12 protein-coding genes, 1 other RNA gene and 2 pseudogenes are annotated in these 17998 nt (G+C 44.2%); 10 read left to right on the top strand and 5 right to left on the bottom strand.

Going from position 1 to position 17998, the window contains the following annotated elements; translation table 11 throughout:
• Positions 1-18: 18 nt before the first annotated feature.
• On the bottom strand, positions 19-1644 hold the full coding sequence (locus IM479_RS17825) for a dipeptide ABC transporter ATP-binding protein (protein WP_287684504.1): 1626 nt from the start codon (positions 1642-1644) through the stop codon (positions 19-21).
• Positions 1645-1837: 193 nt separating this feature from the next.
• Entirely contained in the window at positions 1838-2194 is a 357-nt protein-coding gene (gene patD / locus IM479_RS17820; RefSeq protein ID WP_287684502.1) for a heterocyst frequency control protein PatD, read from the bottom strand.
• Between the two features lie 229 nt (positions 2195-2423).
• Here patD and IM479_RS17815 point away from each other — a divergent pair, with 229 nt between their 5' ends.
• The 4 genes and pseudogenes from IM479_RS17815 to IM479_RS17800 all read left to right on the top strand — a co-directional run.
• Complete coding sequence (locus IM479_RS17815) at positions 2424-4721, top strand: RelA/SpoT family protein (protein ID WP_287684501.1); 2298 nt, start codon at positions 2424-2426, stop codon at positions 4719-4721.
• Between the two features lie 119 nt (positions 4722-4840).
• Positions 4841-5839: an MraY family glycosyltransferase gene (locus IM479_RS17810; RefSeq protein ID WP_287684499.1), complete on the top strand. Its 999-nt coding sequence runs from the start codon at positions 4841-4843 to the stop codon at positions 5837-5839.
• 281 nt (positions 5840-6120) lie between these two features.
• Positions 6121-7524 (top strand): 3-isopropylmalate dehydratase large subunit, encoded by a 1404-nt coding sequence (gene leuC / locus IM479_RS17805; protein ID WP_287684498.1) that lies wholly within the window; start codon positions 6121-6123, stop codon positions 7522-7524.
• A gap of 211 nt (positions 7525-7735) precedes the next feature.
• Positions 7736-8020 (top strand): annotated as a pseudogene (locus IM479_RS17800) (hypothetical protein); the annotation flags it as partial.
• A 111-nt stretch (positions 8021-8131) separates the two neighbouring features.
• Here the strand turns inward: IM479_RS17800 and IM479_RS17795 are convergent.
• Positions 8132-8506 (bottom strand): putative quinol monooxygenase, encoded by a 375-nt coding sequence (locus tag IM479_RS17795; RefSeq protein ID WP_287684497.1) that lies wholly within the window; start codon positions 8504-8506, stop codon positions 8132-8134.
• Positions 8507-8607: 101 nt separating this feature from the next.
• Positions 8608-11046, bottom strand: coding sequence for a glycosyltransferase family 39 protein (locus IM479_RS17790; RefSeq protein WP_287684496.1), 2439 nt, complete (start codon positions 11044-11046; stop codon positions 8608-8610).
• A gap of 136 nt (positions 11047-11182) precedes the next feature.
• Here IM479_RS17790 and zds point away from each other — a divergent pair, with 136 nt between their 5' ends.
• The 6 genes from zds to IM479_RS17760 all read left to right on the top strand — a co-directional run bounded on the left by zds (position 11183) and on the right by IM479_RS17760 (position 17639).
• On the top strand, positions 11183-12643 hold the full coding sequence (zds, locus tag IM479_RS17785; protein ID WP_287077805.1) for a 9,9'-di-cis-zeta-carotene desaturase: 1461 nt from the start codon (positions 11183-11185) through the stop codon (positions 12641-12643).
• 171 nt (positions 12644-12814) lie between these two features.
• Positions 12815-13510, top strand: coding sequence for an aldehyde oxygenase (deformylating) (locus tag IM479_RS17780; RefSeq protein WP_286824574.1), 696 nt, complete (start codon positions 12815-12817; stop codon positions 13508-13510).
• A 148-nt stretch (positions 13511-13658) separates the two neighbouring features.
• A complete protein-coding gene (locus IM479_RS17775) occupies positions 13659-14678 on the top strand; it encodes a long-chain acyl-[acyl-carrier-protein] reductase (protein WP_286824575.1) in 1020 nt (339 codons plus the stop codon).
• A 360-nt stretch (positions 14679-15038) separates the two neighbouring features.
• Positions 15039-16175, top strand: a complete 1137-nt coding sequence (locus tag IM479_RS17770) for a DUF58 domain-containing protein (protein WP_287077804.1) — start codon at positions 15039-15041, stop codon at positions 16173-16175.
• 86 nt (positions 16176-16261) lie between these two features.
• Positions 16262-16358, top strand: an RNA gene (ffs, locus tag IM479_RS17765) — signal recognition particle sRNA small type.
• A 9-nt stretch (positions 16359-16367) separates the two neighbouring features.
• On the top strand, positions 16368-17639 hold the full coding sequence (locus IM479_RS17760; RefSeq protein ID WP_287684495.1) for an MFS transporter: 1272 nt from the start codon (positions 16368-16370) through the stop codon (positions 17637-17639).
• Positions 17640-17675: 36 nt separating this feature from the next.
• Here the strand turns inward: IM479_RS17760 and IM479_RS17755 are convergent.
• A pseudogene (locus tag IM479_RS17755) lies at positions 17676-17998 on the bottom strand (DUF3782 domain-containing protein); the annotation flags it as partial.

The raw sequence follows: 17998 nt of genomic DNA, 5'->3' as shown, positions 1-17998 counted from the left end.
TAAACCCCCAGAGCAATTTTAGTTCCTATCGGGATAAATTCTCGGGGCTGCTGCGATTAATTTTTGGGTGTAGGGGTGTTGGGGATGGCTAAAAATTTGTTCAGTGTCACCCATTTCAACTATTTTACCCGCAGTCATCACCGCAATTCGATCGCAGAGGAATCTCGCTAACCAAAGATCATGAGTTATAAATAAATAAGTTAGATTAAATAACTTTTGTAACTCTAACATTAACTCTAAAACCTGTGTCTGGACACTCGCATCGAGCATACTAACCGGTTCATCACAAATAACTAATTCTGGACGAGTAATTAAAGCGCGAGCAATGGCTACCCTTTGCTGTTGTCCTCCCGATAACTCTCTAGGATAGCGTCGATAAAATTCCTCTACCGGTGTTAACCCGACTCGATCTAACATTTCTAAAACCTGTTTTTTAGCCGTTTCTAGATTAACTTTTTGATGGATAAAAAGCGGATCGGCAATACTTTCTCCCACCGTCATTAGAGGATTGAGACAAGCGAGGGGATCCTGAAAAATCATCTGCATTAAGCGCCGTTTTGGACGCATTTTTTCCCCCGACAAAGGGGTTAAATCTTCTCCTAAAAATTCTACTTTTCCCCCAGTGGGTTTAATTAACTGTAATAGGGTTCTCGATAGGGTACTTTTCCCACACCCCGACTCCCCAACTAAACCGAAAATTTCCCCTCGATACAGTTCAAAATTGACTTCATCTACCGCTTTAATAAATTTCTTTTCTTTTTTGAAAAAACTATCTAAAAAGTTACCTTCTAGGCTATAATACTGTTTTAAATTATCCACCTTTAACACCGTTTCCTTGCCTTGAATTGCCGTTGATTTTTCCTCCCGTAACTGTAGGTGTAAAGCGGCAGTCAAAAGAGAACGAGTGTAGGGGTGTTGAGGCGCTTTAAAAACTGTTTTTACCAATCCCGATTCGACAATTTTGCCCCCCTTCATCACCGCTAATCGATCGCAATATTCTCCCACCATCGCTAAATCATGGGAAATTAACAATAATCCCATCTGTTCCTCGCTACATAAACGCTTTAATTCCCGCAGAATTTCCGCCGAAACTGTCACATCTAAACTGGTGGTAGGTTCATCGGCAATAATTAACTTAGGGTTTAATAATAAAGCTAAAGCAATGGCCACTCTTTGCCGCATTCCCCCACTAAATTCGTGAGGATATTGGGACCAACGATTAGCAGTAATTTTGACTTTTTCTAGGACAGTACAAGCTTGACTTTTAGCTTGACGATAGGTTAAATCCGTCCGATGAGCTTGCAAAGTTTCCACACAATGATCGCCAATAGTCATCAGCGGATCCAGTCGCGTCATCGGATCTTGAAAGACTAATCCCACCGCTTCCCCGCGAAACTTTTCTAACTGTTTGCTAGATAAAGATAAAAGCGATCGCCCTTCAAAGGTAATCTCACCTTCCACGTGAGTGCGATTGGGTAATAACCTTAAAATAGCCTTACCGATGGTCGATTTTCCACAACCAGATTCACCCACTAATCCCAAAGTTTCCCCTTTGCCTATACTAAAAGATACCCCATCGATCGCCCAAGAGGGAGAACTTAATTCTGTCGGGTAGGCAATTTTTAGGTCTTTAATTTCCAACATGACGCGATCGGTAACGATAAAAGTTAGGACTTAAGTAAGTAGTTATAATTAAATCGAAGATAGATTTTGCCTCTGATCCCCCCTGCCCCCCTTGATAAGGGGGGTGCCGATAGGCGGGGGGATCTGATAATTTTTAACGCCTACCTACTTAGGGTCAAGTATGCCACACAAACGGCGATCGAGCATTTAATCACTAATCGACAACTGACCCTAACAAAACCCGACAATACCCCTTTAAAGTCGCCACTCGATCGCTAATTATCTGTAAACGTTTCTCCCGTCCTTGTCGCGCTGAGGCCAAAAATAACCAGTCCGTCTCCAGCAATCGCCAGGATCGATATAGTTCCGTCTGGACCGCGCGCCAACGATTAGCCACCTCTGGGCTTAAATTGTCATCATTTAGTGACAATATCTCCCCTTCTAGACAGGTTTGTAAAGCTTGAAAAGATTGTAACCCCGTGGAAGCGTCCCCATCCAGAAGGGCAAGACTGAAATCCTCCAGTTTTCTTAACAAAGATTTGTAGGCTTGATGGTAATTTGTCGGTAGCATCCAATACAAAGCGCGTTAGAATTTGTTACATAAGATTAACGATTTGCCATCACGGTTGCAAGTCCTCCTCCCGAGCAGAGACAAAAACTTAAAAGAATCCCGCCCTTTTCGCCGATCGATCCGATTCCAGTGTTAGAGAGTTAAGCAATCTGGCATCCCTTCGGCCTAATAATTTTCTAGTTATCCGTCTCCCCCCCCCTCTCGTCCCTATTATCCCCCCGATCTAACCATGAACGCCATCACTGCCATCCAACCAGAAACCCTCACCGTCCTTCCCCGGGCCACGGAACCGAAAAAAGCGTTAGTTTTACCCGATTGGCTGAAAGAATGCCTAATTACCTACGAAAACGACCCCCAGAATCCCGATATCGATTTAATCTGCAAGGCTTTTAATTTCGCCCACAAACTCCACGAGGGCCAGTATCGCAAATCCGGGGAACCCTATATCGCCCATCCTATAGCCGTAGCGGGATTACTGCGGGATCTGGGGGGTGATGGGGCAATGATCGCAGCCGGATTCCTTCACGATGTGGTGGAAGATACGGAAGTCACCCCCGAAGAAATCGAGGCTAGATTCGGTGTTGAGGTGCGTAATTTGGTGGAAGCGGTGACAAAACTCTCCAAATTCAACTTTTCTAGCAAAACTGAACGGCAAGCGGAGAATTTTCGCCGAATGTTCCTGGCGATGGCTCAAGATATCCGCGTCATCGTGGTAAAATTAGCCGATCGCCTGCACAATATGCAAACCCTCGAACACCTCACCCCGCAACAGCAGCAACGCATCGCCCTCGAAACTAGAGAAATCTTTGCTCCCTTGGCTAACCGTTTAGGGATTGGCAGATTTAAATGGGAATTAGAGGATTTATGCTTTAAATACCTCGAACCCGATGCTTATCGCACTGTGCAGTTATTGGTATCGGAAAAACGTATCGATCGAGAGGCCCGCATCGAAACTGTCACTAACACATTGCGGGAAAAATTGCAAGAAATTGGCATAAAAGTTCTTGATTTACAGGGTCGCCCCAAACATCTCTACGGCATCTATCATAAAATGCACAATCAAGGCAAAGAATTCGAGCAGATTTATGATATAGCCGCCGTCCGCATTATCGTCGAAACCAAAGAGGAATGTTATCGTTGTTTAGCCATAGTTCACGACCAATTTACTCCGATTCCTAACCGTTTTAAAGACTATATCGGTTTACCAAAAGCTAACCGTTATCAATCCCTCCATACCACCGTTGTTGGTTTAAATGCCCGTCCCCTAGAAGTGCAGATTCGCACCCTAGAAATGCACCATGTTGCTGAATACGGGATTGCAGCCCATTGGAAGTATAAAGAAACCGGTTCTAGTCAAACAACTTTAACCGCCGCTGATGAAAAATTCTCTTGGCTGCGTAATCTTCTCGACTGGCAAAAAGACCTGAAAGATGGCCAAGAATACATGGATGGTCTGAAAAATAATTTCTTTGAAGAAGATATCTATGTTTTCACCCCCAAAGGTGATGTGGTGGCCCTCGCCCAAGGTGCGACACCGGTAGATTTTGCCTATCATATTCATAGCGAAGTAGGTAATCAGATGAAAGGGGCAAGAATTAATGGTAAATGGTCAGTTCTTGATGCTCCCTTGCAAAATGGTGATCTGGTGGAAATTCTCACCAGCAAGCATAGTCACCCTAGTTTAGATTGGTTAAATTTTGTCGTTACTCCTAGCGCCAGAAATCGCATCCGGCAATGGTACAAAAAATCGCGACGAGAAGAAAATATTAGCCGAGGTCGTGATTTATTAGAGAAAGAATTGGGTAAAACTGGCTTCGATGCCCTGCTGAAATCAGAACGAATGCAATCGGTGGCTAAACAGTGCAATTATGTGGCAGTAGATGATTTATTGGCGGCCTTAGGTTACGGCGAAGTTACCCTAAAAAATGTGGTTAATCGTCTGCAAGAAACAGTTAAAAATCAACAGGAAATTTTAACGGTCAAAAATCCGCCCGATGTCCTGACTGATTCCCAATTGATTCTACCACCTTCTCCCGTTCAAAGGGCTTTACCCGTTAGTAAATCACCGATCGCCGGTGTGGATGGATTAGTCTATCGTTTGGCCGGTTGTTGTTGTCCTTTACCCGGAGAAAATATTACCGGTATAGTTGCCCATGCGGGGGAAGGCATTGTTATTCACCGTCAGGGCTGCTCGAATGTGGAAAAAGCCGAAGCTGAACGCTTAATTCCTGTTAGTTGGAACCCTATAGATGACCAGGGACGTTATCAAACTTATCCGGTAAATATTCAGATTGAAGTGATTGATCGCGTCGGGGTTTTAAAAGATATTCTCTCTCGTTTAAGTGACCAAAATATTAACGTTCGCAATGCCGGAGTTAAGACGAATTTCGGCAAACCCGCTTTAATTTCCCTGAAAATTGAAGTAAAAGACCTGCAACAATTTGAACGCTGTGTTAGTCAAATTAGGCTGATGATCGATGTTTTAAACGTTCGTCGCATCAGTCAGGTAAAAAGCGATCGAGAGTAGGTTAAACCTAAAATTGCTGATCATATCCCCCAAACCCCGGAGCGCCTTTGCTTTTGAATTGGCACTTTTTGTCACCGAACAACGTAGGATCGATAATTAATCTGAGTGCGAAAATCCCTATGTTATTATCCCTACTGTCAGTCATCAGTTTTCTGATTAGTTTTCTGGTGGTTGCCCTGATTAAACAACGTTTTAGTCAACAATTGTTAGATATTCCCAATGAGCGTAGCAGCCATAGTCAACCCACACCTAGGGGGGGTGGACTCGGTTTTGTTGTCGCTTTTGCTCTGACCAGCGGCCTCAGTTATTTTCTCCTTCCTCCTTCCCTACCTCTCATTCCCCTGTGGTTGTCCCTGACTCCTTTAATTATTATCGGCCTTCTCGATGATCGTCGCGGTATTCCCTCTAGTATTCGCTATTTAGTGCAGTTATCCTCCGCTAGTGTTGCGGTCACTTTTTTCGGTGCTTTTCCCCAATCGTGGCTATTAGATTTAGGTTTTGTCGGCAAAATTTTGGCTATTATTCTCACAATTATCGGCCTGACCGCGATCATTAATTTTTATAATTTTATGGATGGTCTCGATGGCTTGGTGGCTGGCTGTACGGCGGTACAATTAGGATTTCTAACTCTCTATTTTCAGCAACCAATTTTATGGCTTTTAGTGGCAGCTTTAGGCGGTTTTCTCCTCTGGAATTGGTCGCCAGCGAAAATTTTTATGGGTGATGTGGGTAGCACCAGTTTAGGGGCAATTGTCGCTATGGTTTTACTTAATAACCAGGGCAATCAAAGTCAAGCTTGGTCAGCTTTAACTATCACTTTACCTCTGATTGGTGATGCTATTTATACCCTTATTTGTCGATTAATAAGAAAGGAAAATATCTTCCAAGCTCACCGCAGTCACCTTTATCAAAGATTACAAAAGTCTGGCTGGTCTCATCCACAAGTAGCGATTATTTATATGGGGATAACTCTCCTGATTGCTCTGAGTATTAACTACTTAGGAATCCTAGGAGCATGGCTGAGTTTACCTCTGATTCTAGGATTAATTGTTCTCGGAGAAATTTATCTGAACAAGAAAGTTAGCGAGCATAATTTATCAGTGACAAGAAAAGAATAAAATTTTTTTGCTATGGACTGAGGGGTTAGTCAAACCTAGAAAATGTTATGCTAAATCCTCTTGAAAAATTCTAGGGATCGGGGGGTAAGGAGCAGAAGTAATTACTCAAATAGTTATTAGCGAAAGTCGTTTATTTCACTCAAAAACTGATGGTTTTAATCTCTGGCAAAAACAGAGCTATTTACCTATTATCCCTACTAACCAAGAGAAAAGAAAAAATTAATATTTATCGGATCAGGTTAGCTGATATGATTAGGGAGATGACTATCATTTCAAGGTCAATGAGCGCAAGAACGTTATTCGATAAAGTCTGGGACGCACACACGGTTAAGATTCTTCCCAGTGGACAGACACAATTATTTATCGGACTGCATCTAGTCCATGAAGTCACCAGTCCGCAAGCTTTTTCGATGCTGAGAGAAAGGGGTTTAAAAGTATTATTTCCAGGACGGACTATTGCCACCGTCGATCACATCGTCCCCACCGAAAATCAGGCGCGTCCTTTCCTTGACGATTTGGCCGAGGAAATGATCCGGGCGATCGAAACTAATGTTCAAACCAATGATATTCCTTTCTACGGCATCGGTTCCGGCAATCAGGGCATAGTTCATGTGATCGCTCCCGAACAGGGTCTAACTCAACCCGGGATGACGATCGCCTGTGGTGACTCCCACACCTCCACCCACGGCGCTTTTGGGGCGATCGCTTTTGGTATCGGAACTTCCCAAGTGCGCGATGTTCTTGCTACCCAAACCCTATCCCTATCGAAATTAAAAGTGCGTCGAGTGGAGGTAAACGGCGATTTAAACCCCGGTGTCTATGCTAAAGATGTAATTCTCCATATTATTCGTCAATTGGGCGTTAAAGGCGGTGTTGGTTACGCCTATGAGTACGCTGGTAGTACAATTGAACGGATGTTCATGGAAGAAAGAATGACGATTTGTAACATGGCGATCGAAGGTGGGGCCCGATGTGGTTATATCAACCCCGATCAGATCACCTACGATTACCTCAAAGGTCGTGATTTTGCGCCTAAAGACTGGGAAAGTGCGGTTAATTGGTGGGAAAGCATTAAAAGCGATGCCGATGCGGTTTATGACGATGTAGTGGTCTTCGATGCCAGTGAAATCGAACCCACAGTTACTTGGGGGATCACTCCCGGCCAAGGAATCGGGGTTAACGAAGTCATTCCCACTTCCGAGAGTTTACCAGAAAGTGAAAGAGCGATCGCAGAGGAAGCCTATCAATACATGAAACTCACCCCCGGCACCCCGATTAAAGGCACAAAAATCGATGTCTGCTTCGTCGGTAGCTGTACTAACGGCCGGATCAGTGATCTGCGCGAAGCGGCCAAATTTGCCCAAGGTCATCGTGTTGCCCCCAATGTGAAAGCTTTTATCGTCCCCGGTTCCGAAAGAGTCAAAAAACAGGCGGAAGCGGAAGGATTAGACCAAATTTTCCTAGCATCGGGCTTTGAATGGCGCGAGGCGGGCTGTTCCATGTGTTTAGCCATGAATCCCGATAAATTGCAGGGAGATCAGATCAGCGCCTCCTCCTCCAATCGTAACTTTAAAGGTCGTCAAGGTTCCGCTTCCGGGCGGACTTTGTTGATGAGTCCGGCGATGGTGGTAGCGGCAGCAATTAAAGGGGAAGTCACCGATCCAAGGGAGTTGTTACAGCCGTGATCTCAATGGTGAGATAGGAAGTTTTGCTTTTGGGGAGTCAGTAATCAGTAATCAGCTTTTTTCTCCCCGCTCCCTTATCGCCCCCTTGACAGGGGTTTTAACGGGGTATAGATCGTTCTGTAGGGTCAATTCATGAATTGATCCTACTATCAAGCTTTGCCAGCAGTTCAGTGCCTGTCCGTTGTGTTCTGGAGCGCGGTCTGTAGGACGGCACTCCCGACACTTCGATTTCTTCTTGGGTGCATGGCCGGTAATCGGTATCTGGTTTACCGCGATGGGTGTTAGCACCATGGCGTTCAACCTCAACGGTTTCAACTTCAACCAGTCGATTCTCGATTCTCAAGGTCGTGTAATTGGTACTTGGGCCGATGTGTTAAACCGCGCTGGTATCGGTATGGAAGTAATGCACGAGCGCAACGCTCACAACTTCCCCTTAGACTTAGCTAGTGGCCAACAAGCTCCTGTAGCTCTGATTGCTCCTGCTATCAATGGTTAATTCCTAGTCTGAACGAAAAGGCACTCCCGCGAGGGGGTGCTTTTTTGTTGTTTTCAAGTTGCTTGAAGATGCCAGAATCTAGGGATAATGGAGTACAATTAGGCTAATTGATTAAGCTTCGCTGGTGCGGCGAATACCTTCGTCGAGAATGAAGAACTGAGGGTTAAGAGAAGCCAACGGCTCCCGCAGCTTTTCGATTTCGGAAGCGGGAGCGTGAACTTCTAGGCGAATAATCTTGGCGATTTTGAGAAGTTTGTCTAGCAATTCCCCGACGTTTTGCAGGTGAGCAAGAACTGCGGAAGCATCGACGTAACCCTCGCGGCAATGAACAATATTGCCGCTAAAGGAAAAAGCATAATGGATACAGCCATCTTCGGTGCGGGTTCTCTCAACGAACTTGAGTCCTAGTTCCTTAAACGCAGCAATTTTTCCTTCTTGTACTTCAAAGTAGGGTACGAGGGTACAGCAAGTATCGAGTTTGAACATCAGATTCTCCTTTTAGTTAGGTGGGTGGAATTAAATATAAGATGAACGTAGGTTGGGGTGAAGCCTTGTAAGCCTCCCTTTTCCCCATCTCCCACTCTATTTTAATTTGACTGCCATAATTGCCAAGCTTTAACGAGATTTCCCCCCATCAAGGCAGCCACTGCATTTAAAGTCTTAATTTCCTCACTATCGGGATTTAATTGTCTAGCTTTATCTAAGACTTTTTGGGCTGCTTGCGGTTGCCAATCGTAGAGATAAATAAAACCTTGATAAGCATAATGATAGGGATTATGGGGGTCAATTTTAATCATTTCCTCGGTGGCTTTTATTGCCCCTGCCACATCCTGTTGTAGTACCTTAGAAATTGCTAATCCGTAGGCTAAAGATAATTTATCGGGGGGATTTTGTTGCTGTAAACGATAGGAAAAAGCCTTGTCTGCTTGCAGCACATAATCCTGAATAGAATCGTATTGATTGATACGATTAGTTAACTCAAAAATTGGTTCAATACCCTTTAATCCTTGACCAATATTAGCAGACTTTAAGCGCAATTGGGTCACTAAATCTAATTCGGGCGTTGCTAACTTGGAGACTTGAGGCTCGATGGTAATTTGAGCATTAGTTTTAATCGGATAGGTTTCCCCGGTTTCCCGATTGAGATAGACAGCAGATAAGCGATAAACTCCGGGGGTTGCTGCCGACTGCATGGCGGTTTTTTCAGTAACTTCAAAACCCTTTTGTTGCTCTTCTGGACTTAATTTTTCTGCCATTAATTCCCCCATAGCAATAGCGTGATCGTGCATCCAATAATCCTTACCGTTCACTTCTTGCCAGGTTAAAATCACTATCCCTGACTTTAATTGTTGCCAGTCTCCTGCCCATTTGTAAACCACGGGAATGGGTTGATTAGGAGAAGCTTTTTCGGCAATGGCAATCTCTCTTAATTCCACCTGTTTTGGCGCAGTTTCAAGGGGTTTAACCGTGACGGAGGGGTCTATTTTACGGTGTAGGGAAAGGGTACTATCATCCGGTAGATGCCAAGTTTTCTCCACTTGGAAATCTGGACTAGTGGCGACTCGATTAACAATTTTTTTCTGGACATCGGGGACAGAACCCTGTTCACCAGTTTTAGTTAAAAACCAATCTAAAGAATTGACATCCTTTTCGATATCTTCTTCCCGAACTCCCACCTGTCTGCCGGCAACCTGTGAATTATGTTTACCACCGTAGAAAGAGAAAGTATGTTGATTTAATTCGGGGGTGGAAGGTAAAACCCCTAGAGTGCTGCGAAGATAGGGAGAATCGGCTAGAATCTCTTTAACTACTTCTTCCTGTTGCCAGCCGGTTTTTAAATAGGGATGGTGTTGTAATTCGGGACTGAAAACGTTAGTAATTAGCTCTCCCCCCAAGGGGAATAAATTTAAGCTGGTGAGCATAGCGGCAATAGTTATCGTTCCCCAACGGATACTGGGGGCAAAACGACCGCGCCAAGATAATAAACCAACGGATAAAATTAAGGATAAAGTCGGTAAAAGCGGCAAGATATAACGAGCATCTTTATTGATATTGAGGGATGATAATAGATATCCCCCCAGCAGAAAAACTCCTAACCAAATCCACACAGGACGATTAACCTTATCTTCGGTTTTTCTATGACGTAAGGAGATTAATAATCCCACCAGGGGAACTAATAACAACACCCAAGAAAGAAAATAGGGTAAAACTTGGGCGTAAAATGTCCAGGCATCAGGACTGGTAAGAGGGGGATCTCCCTCCAAAATCGCCGAATCTACCGTGGCACGTTTGCCCGCAGTTAACATTAATAACCAATTCGTCCGATACCAGGGAAACATTAACAATGCTGCCGTGAGAAAACTGAGCATTAATTGCGCTAGATTACCCCAACGTTTTCGCTGGAGATTTTCGCCCAATACCCACAAAATCGGTAAAAAGAGGAAAAATAGGGCGGTTTGTTTGACTAACATCCCTAAACCGAAAGAAATCCCGAAAGCGATCGCTTTTAGCCAGCCTTTACCACTAAATCGCCACCATGTCAAGCAGAAGTAAGAAAACGTTACAATTGCCGCTAAGGGAAAATCTAAGAGATATTCGAGGCGATAATAGTATAAACCCGGGAGAAATTGACAGATTAAGACCGCCCATAAAGCCACAGTCCCATTAAAGAGGATAATTCCCAATCCGTACACAGAAAAGAGCAGTAGGGCGCTATAGATAGCCATTACCCACATACCCGCGTCAAGACTAATACCAAAGAGATTAAAGAAGGGAATCGTTAAAAGATAGGTTAAAGGGGGAATTTTCGGGGACATTAGCCATAAACTGCGCCACCAATCCCCGTCAAACCAGCGCGGATTTTGGAAAGCTTGGGTATAGATAATCCCACCGTTGAGATAATCAGCCTGATCCCAAGCAGGAATGGTATGATCGAGACTAAACCAGAATCTATCGACTAATATCCCCAATATCCAAATAATAGTGACAATAATTAATCCCTGTCTCCCATCTAGCGATCGCTTCAAAATGACTTCTCCCTAGTGCAACTCTCAATTATTCTGCCACGCTCTCAAGTGACCCTGAAAAAATCGCCGGCAAGAAACACCAGATCGATCGGGTAAAATAAAGATTTAGTGAAAAATTGTAACAGGAACTTGACAAATGCGAGTGGTGATCGTTGGTGCAGGATTAGCGGGAATGGCAACAGCTATCGATCTGGTCGATGCGGGCTGTACAGTAGAAATCTTAGAATCTCGTCCCTTTGTCGGGGGAAAAGTCGGTAGTTGGGTAGATGCGGACGGTAATCACATCGAGATGGGCTTGCACGTCTTTTTTGGTTGTTACTATAATCTTTTTGAGTTAATGAAAAAAGTGGGCGCTTTTCAATCCCTACTGCTCAAAGAACACACCCACACTTTTATCAACGAAGGGGGGAAAATCGGCGAATTAGACTTCCGTTTCGCCGCAGGTGCGCCTTTTAACGGTTTAAAAGCCTTTTTTACCTCCTCCCAACTCTCAGCAGCCGATAAAATCTTTAATTCTCTGGCATTAGGTACAAGTCCCATCGTCCGCGGTCTGATAGACTTTCAAGGAGCGATGAAAACGATTCGGGATCTGGACTCGATTAGCTTTGCCGATTGGTTTCGTAGCCATGGCGGTAATGAAGGCAGTTTAAAAAAAATGTGGAATCCGATCGCCTATGCGTTAGGATTTATCGATACGGAAAATATCTCAGCCCGTTGTATGCTGACGATTTTCCAATTTTTTGCCGCTAAAACCGAAGCTTCCGTCCTGCGGATGTTGGAAGGTTCCCCCCACGAATACCTACATAAACCGATTATTAACTATCTGGAAGCCCGGGGCACCAAAATCTCTACCCGTCGTCAAGTGCGGGAAATTCTCTATTCTGGAGAGGGCGAAAATCTGCAAGTTAATGGCATGATCGTCGCTAACGGAGAAACCACAGAAACTATCACCGCAGATGCCTATGTTTGCGCTGGTGATGTCCCCGGTATTCAGCGTCTTATTCCCCAAGATTGGCGAAAAATGCCGATTTTTGACAATATTTTCCGACTAGAAGCCGTCCCCGTCGCTACGGTACAATTGCGTTTTGACGGTTGGGTGACGGAATTAAATGATGCCGAAAAACGGCGACAACTGCAAAAAGCGGTGGGAATTGACAATCTTTTGTACACCCACCAAGCGGATTTTTCCTGTTTTGCAGATCTTGCTCTCACCAGTCCTAGGGATTATTATCGCCCCGGAGAAGGTTCTTTATTACAGTTAGTTTTAACCCCCGGGGATCCTTTTATTAAAGCTAAAAATGAAGATATCGCCCAGCACGTTTTAGCGCAAGTCCATCAGTTATTTCCCTCCTCGCGGGAGTTAAATATGACTTGGTTTAGTGTGGTGAAATTAGCACAAAGTCTCTATCGGGAAGCACCGGGGATGGATGTCTATCGTCCCTCGCAAGCGACTCCTATTGCTAACTTTTTCCTTGCCGGTAGTTATACCCAACAGGATTACATTGATAGCATGGAAGGAGCCACTTTATCGGGTAAACAGGCAGCCAAAGCGATCTTACAACAGGCCGAGCGCTGGAAATCTTTAGCCACGGTTTGAGCAAACAGCCAGCAATCTCCTCTCTTGAGAAGGGATTGCCTCTCAGGGCAAGCTATACAAAAAAGACCGATCGAGCTAGACTCGTAAAAAGATAACTCCATCTAGAAAGCTTACCCTAGACTGGAAAGAACGTCGGAAAAATCTCGTCAGAAATAGGAGTCAATCGAGTTTATGCCAGAGCTTGCTGTACCATTAGAGCTTGATTTCACTAGCGAAACCTATAAATCAGCCTATAGTCGCATTAATGCCATCGTTATTGAAGGCGAATACGAGGCCAATAGCAATTATATTCAATTAGCAGACATCCTCGCCGATAACAAAGAAGAGTTACACCGTTTGGCAAAAATGGAAAACCGTCACATGAAAGGTTTTCAAGCTTGCGGCCAAAATTTGAAAATCACTCCTGATATGGATTATGCCAAAGAATTCTTTTCCTCTCTGCACAATAACTTCCAAATTGCCTACGCAGAAGGTAAAATCGTTACCTGTTTATTGATCCAATCTTTGATTATCGAAGCTTTTGCGATCGCTGCCTATAATATTTATATTCCTGTTGCTGATCCTTTTGCCCGTAAAATTACTGAAGGCGTAGTTAAAGACGAATATTTACATCTCAATTTTGGCGAAGAATGGCTAAAAGCGAACTTTGAAACCGCTAAAGAGGAATTAGAAGCCGCAAATCGCGCTAATCTGCCCATTGTCTGGAGAATGCTCAATCAAGTCGAGGATGATGCTCGCGTCCTCGGTATGGAAAAAGAGGCCCTCGTGGAAGACTTTATGATTAGCTACGGGGAAGCTTTAAGCAATATTGGTTTCAGCACCCGTGATATTATGCGAATGTCTGCCTACGGATTAACTGCCGTCTAAAGCTTGCGCGTCTAGATTTCTTTTTTTCGCCCTGCTGCCGCTCAACACAGAGCGGCACTTTTGTGTAATATATTTAAGAGTCTTAACGATTTCTTAGCAATATCCTAATTTTTATCTAGTGCCATCTAGTCTAACGAAAGAACAATCAATGTTTGGTCTTATAGGTCATCTTACCAGTTTAGAACACGCCCAATCGGTCGCCGACGATCTAGGTTATCCTGAATATGCTAACCAGGGATTAGATTTTTGGTGTGCTGCCCCCCCGCAAATTGTCGATGATTTTCATGTCACCAGCATCACGGGGCAAACCATCAGAGGTAAATATATCGAATCCTGTTTTTTACCGGAGATGTTGTCGAATCGTTGGGTAAAGTCTGCTATTCGTAAGGTGCTAAATGCCATGGCACTCGCTCAAAAAAGTGATATCAACATCACCGCACTCGGTGGTTTTTCTTCAATTATTTTCGAGGAATTTAATCTCAAAGATAATCGACAGGTGCGCAATATCGAGCTAGATTTTGGCCGTTTTACCACCGGTAACACCCACACCGCTTACGTCATCTGCACTCAGGTGGAAACCCTCGCTGAAAAAATGGGCATCGATTTAGCTCAATCTACCGTTGTGGTTTGCGGGGCAACCGGAGATATCGGCAGCGCCGTTTGTCGTTGGTTAAATGAAAAAACCAATACAAAAGAACTAATTTATGTGGCACGCAATCAAGAGCGTTTACAATCTCTCCAAGAGGAGTTAGCACGCGGTAAAATTCTCCCCCTAGAGGAGGCTTTACCCCTTGCTGATATCATTGTTTGGGTGGCTAGTATGCCTAAAGGGGTGGAAATTGATCTAGATAAACTCAAGCGCCCCTGCATTATTATTGATGGTGGTTATCCGAAAAATTTAGGCATGGTATTAAATGCCCCCGATATTTCGGTGATTAAGGGCGGCATTGTCGAGCATTCCCTCGATATTGACTGGAAAATTATGAAAATCGTCAATATGGATATTCCCTCTCGTCAAATGTTTGCCTGTTTTGCTGAGGCGATTTTATTAGAGTTGGAGGGTTGGCAAACTAATTTTTCCTGGGGACGCAATCAAATTACCGTCCCTAAAATGGAACAAATCGGCGCAGCTTCCCGCAAACACGGTTTTCAACCTTTGTTATTTTAACTAATATCCCCAACCCCCCACCGACCACGGAATTAGAAGTTTCAGGCGACAAATAATAAGGAGTGAGCGCTTGACTTTGGCGGCGGCTTGGGTTATAATTGTCTTATAATGGGATGTTCGTGTTAAAATTTGAGCTTTTAGGCTGCCATTGTGAATAAACTCTTTTAAAAATATTATCCCAAAATCTGCCGACAAAAGCAAGCAAAATTTTGCCATCAATTGTTAAGTTTTGTTAAGAAAAATAACAATAGTGGCAAGGGATAGGACTCCCTTCGCTGATCAGAGGGCTTTTGGGGGAATTATAGAGATGTGGGCCTGATTTTTAGCTTTCTAGCAAAGACGACAAAACCACTAAACTCTATGAAAACTTGGTTAGAAGAACGCGGTATTTTACCCGCTTACGGTGGTGGGGTAATCATTGGCATTACCCTCTGTTTTTTCGGAGCTGCGACCAATACCATGGCGGGATGGTTGTATGCTATCTGTGGCACGACGAGCGCTGTTTTAATTTTATCGATAATTTTACCCCGTCGTTCCCTTCTTCCCCTGAAAGTGCGTCGTCTTGCCATTGTACCCGTGAGTGCGGGAGACGATCTTAGTATTAGCCTAGAAATAGAAAATACGAGCAATCAGCCGATAAATCTGTTAGAAGTGACAGATATCCTGCCTATAGTTCTCGATCAGCCAAAAATAACCCCAATAGAAGCGATTGCCTCCAAAAGTTGCCATCGTTGGACTTATTATTTACCCACCAGCAAACGGGGTGTTTATCAATGGCAAGAAGTACAATTAAGAACAGCAGCCCCTCTCGGTTTATTTTGGTGTCGTCGTTGTCATCAAGCAGCGGCTAAAGCTTTAGTTTATCCCCAAATTTTACCCTTACAACAATGTCCCCTGATCGATTCCCTCGGTCAAGAGATGGAACAAAAATTAGAAAATAATCGCTATTATCAAAGGGCTAATCAAGGACTTACCCGTAACCTGAGACAATATCGCTACGGTGATTCTACCCGTTTAATTCACTGGAAAACTAGCGCCCGTTTGGGAGAATTTCAAATTCGGGAATTAGAAGTGTTAACGGGAGGACAGGAAGTGATTATCTGTCTCGATACCCTCTGTGATTGGCAAGAAGACAGTTTTGAACGGGCGATTATTGCCGCTGCTTCCCTCTATTTTTATGCCCATCGTCGGCAATTAAATGTGAAACTCTGGACGGGTGAAACGGGTTTAATTCAGGGGGAGAGGAGCATTTTAGAAACTTTAGCCGGTATAGAGGCAAAAGCTAGTCAAAAAAATGCTAATCTGCCTAATTTACCTGTAATTTGGTTGACAAGTAACTTCAATTCCATCGAACAACTCACCCCCGGCAGCCGTTGGTTATTTTTCCTCGCTGCCGATTCTAGGGAGAGTCCTTCACTCTTAGTCCGACAGTTTAGCGGATTGGCGATCGAACCGGAAACTTCTCTACAACAACAATTGCAAAAACCCCCTCGTTGAGGAAATTTCCGTTCACAGTCTAGATTGAGAGGAGATTCTCCGGAAAAAAATGCCCGTATCCCCGAAAAAGATGTTATGATAAAAAAGACTCGGACTCATGCGATCGCAACGCCTTAACCTTGTCAGGACCGGAAGGTAGCAGCAATACGGGATGCTTGTGACTGGCGTGATCTCCGGGTCTTTTTGTTGCCTGTGACGGTCGCTGTTGTGAACGCTTTCAAAACTTTTCGATCGGTTACTGCCGAGACGCGTCGTCAACTACTCTTCCTCTTCGTCACGGCGCTGTTTTTCTGGACAAGTATCACCACTCTTGTCCCCACTCTCCCCACCTATATTAAATCCCTAGGCGGTAGCAAACAAGATATCGGTTTTGTCATGGGGGCCTTTGCCATCGGTTTAATTTTATCGCGCAGTTGGTTAGGCAATTTAGTCGATCGCCGCAGTCGCAAATTAGTGGTTTTATTTGGAACTATTGTCGCCGCTACCGCACCCCTCGGTTATCTATTTTTTCGCGATCTTTCCTCTTTATTCGTCGTTCGCGCCTACCATGGTCTCAGTATCGCCGCTTTTACCACCGGTTACAGTACCCTAGTGGTGGATTTTTCGCCGGTTCGTCAACGGGGAGAGATAATTGGTTATATGAGCTTAACTGCACCCATAGGCATGGGAATCGGTCCAGCTTTAGGCAGTTATCTCTACGAATCGATCGGTTATAACGGTTTATTTCTAGTTTCCGCCACTTCAGGAGCGATCGCCTTTCTCTTGGGTTTCTCCATTCAAGAACCGGACTTCAAGAAAAAATTAGCCCAAATGAAGGCAGAAAATCAGACAATTGAGCGCAGTTTTTGGGCATTATGTCAAGAGCGGGCTTTTTTAGTCCCTACCTTAGTTTTTCTATTGGTCGGTACTTTATTCGGCGGTTTAGTCGCTTTTTTACCCCTGTTTCTCCTCGAAAATCAGATCCCTTTCAGTGCCGGTCTATTCTACAGTTATGCGGCACTATCGGGCGTAATCGGACGGATTTTGTCGGGAGGAGCCAGTGATCGCTATGGACGGGGTTTATTCATCACTATTAGCGTTTTTTGCTATGGTTTATCCATGTTGGTTCTATCTTCTGCCCGATCTTCCTCCGCTTTAATTTTAGCCGCTATCCTCGAAGGTACGGGAGGGGGGATTTTATTCCCTATGTTACTGGCTTTAATCTCCGATCGCTCTGGGCCCCAAGAACGCGGCCGGGCCTATTCTATCTGTATCGGCGGTTTTGATGTGGGAACAGCCTTAGCCGGTCCAATTCTGGGGGTTTTAGCAATTTCCTACGAAACTATGTTTAGTTTATCGTCAGGATTAGCTGTTATCGCTCTCTTTCTCTTTTTTACTCTCTCTAACCCCACCATACGCCATTCTTTTCTCTTCGCTTTCGGTTTAGAAAAAGATCGTTATGCTCTGCGCGGACAATTACAATAAAGCTTACTGAAAAAGTTTTTCCTAGGGCAGGGTTATTTAATAAGTTTGAGCTTGAAAATTATCGGGAATATCTAATTCAAATACTTGGTCATGAATCCGAGCCACATAAAGCCCTTCTTGCAGAATTTTTTCCCGTAATTCCGGGGATAAATCAACGGCTGCTAATATGCCATAGAGTTTTTTATCTTTGTGTTCAGGAAAAAAGCGGCGAAACCGTGGCAAAATACTTTTTAATTGAGTAATATCTTCCTGTCTAGCATGACTTTTAACCTCAACGATATAAGCAGTATTTAGCTCACCATTGGTATAGGCAAGAACATCAATTTCTAGGTGTTGTCCTTCTTTACTGACTCGGACAC

The organism is Microcystis sp. M165S2 (genome assembly GCF_020245885.1).
Lineage (GTDB): Bacteria > Cyanobacteriota > Cyanobacteriia > Cyanobacteriales > Microcystaceae > Microcystis.
The sequence above is the reverse complement of the archived record's forward strand: the minus strand, read 5'-3'. Positions and strand labels throughout refer to the sequence as shown.